Raw genomic sequence first — 3,885 nt, 5'->3', positions numbered from 1 at the left:
CCAGAACATTGAGGGCAGGAGGAACGAGGGCTGAGTAGCACGCCGCGGGCCGGGTTCGCACGCGGCGGCGTCGGCCGACCTCGACGCGCGGGGGCACCCCGTTGCAGGGTGCTCCGGCGCCGGCGGCGTGCCTCCGGGCCCCGCGACGAGCGCGATGGGCGTCGTGGCCCGCCACGACGACCTGGGCGGCGAGCCGGTGCTCGCCTTCCGCGACGTGGACGTGAAGTTCGCGACCGAGTTCGGCGAGGTGCACGCGGTCAAGGGTGTGACGTTCGACGTCAAGCCCGGCGAGGTCGTCGCCCTCGTGGGCGAGTCCGGCTCCGGCAAGTCCGTCACGAGCGCCACCGCCATGGGCCTGCTCCCGGGCAATGCGGACGTCACCGGCTCCGTGAAGCTGGCCGGCCGCGAGGTGCTCACCATGACCCCGGGGCAGCTGCGCGGCATCCGCGGCGACGAGGTGGCGATGGTGTTCCAGGAGCCCATGACGGCCCTGAACCCCGTCCTCACCGTGGGAGACCAGCTCACGGAGGCCCTCGAGCTGCACGGCATCGCCTACGGCACCGAGGCGGACAAGCGCGCCGTCGAGCTGCTCACCATGGTGGGCATCCCCGACGCCGCCACCCGCCTCAAGCAGTACCCCCACCAGTTCTCGGGCGGCCAGCGCCAGCGCATCGTCATCGCGATGGCGATCAGCTGCTCGCCGAAGGTGATCATCGCGGACGAGCCCACCACGGCGCTCGACGTGACGGTCCAGGCCGAGATCCTGGAGTTGCTGCGTTCCCTGAAGAACAAGATGAACACCGGCATCCTGCTCATCACGCACAACATGGGCGTGGTGGCGGACATGGCGGACCGCGTGTGCGTGATGCTCCACGGCGAGCTCGTGGAGCAGGGCTCGGTGCACCAGGTGCTCCAGCACGCCCGGCACCCCTACACCCAGAAGCTGCTCTCGGCGGTGCCGCGCCTCGGCGAGCCCCTCGAGGTGGCGGAGCCGGAGCCGGTCACGGCCACGCAGACGCAGGCCCGGTACGCGATCGAGGCGGAGAACCTCCACCTCGAGTACGACCACCGCGGCAAGAAGAACCGCGTGGTCCACGACGTCAGCTTCCAGGTGGCCCCGGGCGAGATCCTGGGCCTGGTGGGCGAGTCCGGCTCGGGCAAGTCCACCATCGCCAAGTCGGTGCTCGGTCTGCTCACCATCGCGGAGGGCTCTCTGCGCATCCAGGGCCACGATCTGGCGACGATGCCCAAGGCCGAGCAGCGCGCCCTACGCAAGAACATCGGCGTGGTCTTCCAGGACCCGGCGGCCTCACTGGACCCGCGGTTCCCGATCGGCGACATTATCACCGAGCCGATGGTCGTGCACAAGGTGGGGGACCGGCGCTCGCGCCTGGCCCGCGCCGAGGAGCTGCTGGATGCGGTGCGTCTGCCGCGCTCCGTGGTGAACCGGTACCCGCACGAGCTCTCCGGCGGTCAGCGCCAGCGCATCTCGATCGCGCGCGCCCTGACCCTGGACCCCCAGGTGCTCATCGCGGACGAGCCGACCTCGGCCCTGGACGTGTCCGTCCAGGCCGCCGTGCTGGACATGTTCGCGGAGCTGCAGCAGCGCTACGAGTTCGCGTGCCTGTTCGTGTCTCACGACCTCGCGGTGGTGGACATGCTGGCCCACAAGGTGCTCGTCCTCAAGGACGGCCGCCAGGTGGAGCAGGGCCCCACGGAGGAGGTGCTCCACCGTCCGAAGGAGGAGTACACCCGTCGCCTCCTGGCGGCGGCGCCCGTGCCGGACCCGGACCAGCAGGCGGAGCGTCGCCAGGAGCGCCGGGAATTCCTCGCCTCCCTCGGCGAGGGCGTCTACTGACCGCTCGGGCCCACCGGCCCGCCTGTCCACGGCGGCCCCTGCGCGTACAATCGCACGGGGGCCGCCGTCGGCGTGTGCCTCCACCCCTTTGATGTCGAACCGGACAGGACGCCCATGACCTCGACCGAAACCCGCCGCTCCGATCTGCGCAACGTGGCCATCGTGGCCCACGTGGACCATGGCAAGACCACGTTGGTGGACGCCATGCTGCGCCAGACCGGTGCCTTCAACACGCACGGCGACGTCGCCGAGCGGGTCATGGACTCCGGGGACCTGGAGAAGGAGAAGGGGATCACGATCCTCGCCAAGAACACCACGGTGTTCTACTCCGGCCCGTCCGCCCCCGAGGGCGAGACCGTCACCATCAACGTGATCGACACCCCCGGCCACGCCGACTTCGGCGGCGAGGTGGAGCGCGGCCTGTCCATGGTGGACGGCGTCGTGCTCCTCGTGGACTCCTCCGAGGGCCCGCTGCCCCAGACCCGCTTCGTGCTCCGCAAGGCCCTCGCGGCCAAGCTGCCCGTGATCCTTGTGGTCAACAAGACGGACCGCCCCGACGCGCGCATCGACGGGGTCGTCTCCGACTCCATGGACCTGCTGCTCGGCCTGGCCTCGGACCTGGCCGAGGAGGACCCGGACCTGGACCTCGACTCGGTGCTGGACGTCCCCGTCGTCTACGCCTCGGGCAAGGCCGGCCGCGCCTCCCTGACCCAGCCCGCCGACGGCGCCCTGCCGGAGGCCGAGGACCTCGAGGCCCTCTTCAACGTGATCATGGAGCACATCCCGGCCCCGTCCTACACCGAGGGCGAGGTCCTCCAGGCGCACGTCACCAACCTGGACGCCTCCCCGTTCCTCGGCCGCCTCGCGCTGCTGCGCATCTTCAACGGCACCCTTCGCAAGGGCCAGCAGGTCGCGTGGGCCCGCCAGGACGGCGCCCTGAAGACCGTGAAGATCACCGAGCTGCTGGCCACCAAGGGCCTCGGGCGCGTGCCCGCGGAGGAGGCCGGCCCGGGCGAGATCGTCGCCGTCGCCGGCATCGAGGACATCATGATCGGTGAGACCCTCACCGACGCGGAGAACCCGAAGCCGCTGCCGCTGATCACGGTGGACGACCCGGCCATCTCCATGACCGTGGGCATCAACACCTCCCCGCTGGCCGGCCGCGTCAAGGGCGCCAAGGTCACGGCCCGCCAGGTGAAGGACCGCCTGGACAAGGAGCTGATCGGCAACGTCTCGCTCAAGGTGCTCCCCACCGAGCGCCCGGATGCGTGGGAGGTGCAGGGCCGCGGCGAGCTCGCCCTGGCCATCCTCGTGGAGCAGATGCGTCGCGAGGGCTTCGAGCTCACCGTGGGCAAGCCGCAGGTGGTCACCCGGACCGTGGACGGCAAGGTCCACGAGCCGATGGAGCGCATGACCATCGACATCCCCGAGGAGTTCATGGGCGCGGTCACGCAGCTCATGGCCGCGCGCAAGGGCCGCATGCAGGAGATGTCCAACCACGGCACGGGCTGGATCCGCATGGAGTTCCTGGTCCCGGCCCGCGGTCTGATCGGGTTCCGCACCCGCTTCCTCACCGAGACCCGCGGCGCAGGCATCGCCTCCTCCTACGCGGCCGGCTACGAGCCGTGGACCGGTGAGATCGAGTACCGCACCAACGGCTCCCTCGTGGCCGACCGGGCGGGCACCGCCACGCCGTTCGCCATGATCAACCTGCAGGAGCGCGGCACCTTCTTCGTGCAGCCGGGCGCTGAGGTGTACGAGGGCATGATCGTGGGCGAGAACTCGCGCGCCGACGACATGGACGTGAACATCACCAAGGAGAAGAAGCTCACCAACATGCGTGCGGCCTCCTCCGAGTCGTTCGAGGGCCTGACGCCCCCGCGCCGGCTCACCCTCGAGGAGTCCCTCGAGTTCGCCCGCGAGGACGAGTGCGTGGAGATCACCCCCGAGGACATCCGCATCCGCAAGGTCGTCCTGGACGCCAATGAGCGCCTGAAGGCCGCGCGCGCCCGCGCCCGTGCCTGAGC

At 70.5% G+C, this 3,885-nt stretch carries 2 protein-coding genes; both read left to right on the top strand.

From position 1 onward, the window contains the following. The first annotated feature begins 154 nt into the window (after positions 1–154). Positions 155–1,858: an ABC transporter ATP-binding protein gene (locus D8M29_RS09610; protein ID WP_036339283.1), complete on the top strand. Its 1,704-nt coding sequence runs from the start codon at positions 155–157 to the stop codon at positions 1,856–1,858. Between the two features lie 114 nt (positions 1,859–1,972). After that, positions 1,973–3,883, top strand: a complete 1,911-nt coding sequence (typA, locus tag D8M29_RS09605; protein WP_036339171.1) for a translational GTPase TypA — start codon at positions 1,973–1,975, stop codon at positions 3,881–3,883. Positions 3,884–3,885 lie beyond the last annotated feature (2 nt).

This window comes from Micrococcus sp. HSID17227 (assembly GCF_003989405.1).
Lineage (GTDB): Bacteria > Actinomycetota > Actinomycetes > Actinomycetales > Micrococcaceae > Micrococcus > Micrococcus luteus.
The sequence above is the reverse complement of the archived record's forward strand: the minus strand, read 5'-3'. Positions and strand labels throughout refer to the sequence as shown.

Excerpts from the sequence above, each read along its gene's own strand:
- typA (WP_036339171.1), top strand. The coding sequence starts at position 1,973 with ATGACCTCGACCGAAACCCGCCGCTCCGATCTGCGCAACGTGGCCATC.
- D8M29_RS09610 (WP_036339283.1), top strand. The coding sequence starts at position 155 with ATGGGCGTCGTGGCCCGCCACGACGACCTGGGCGGCGAGCCGGTGCTC.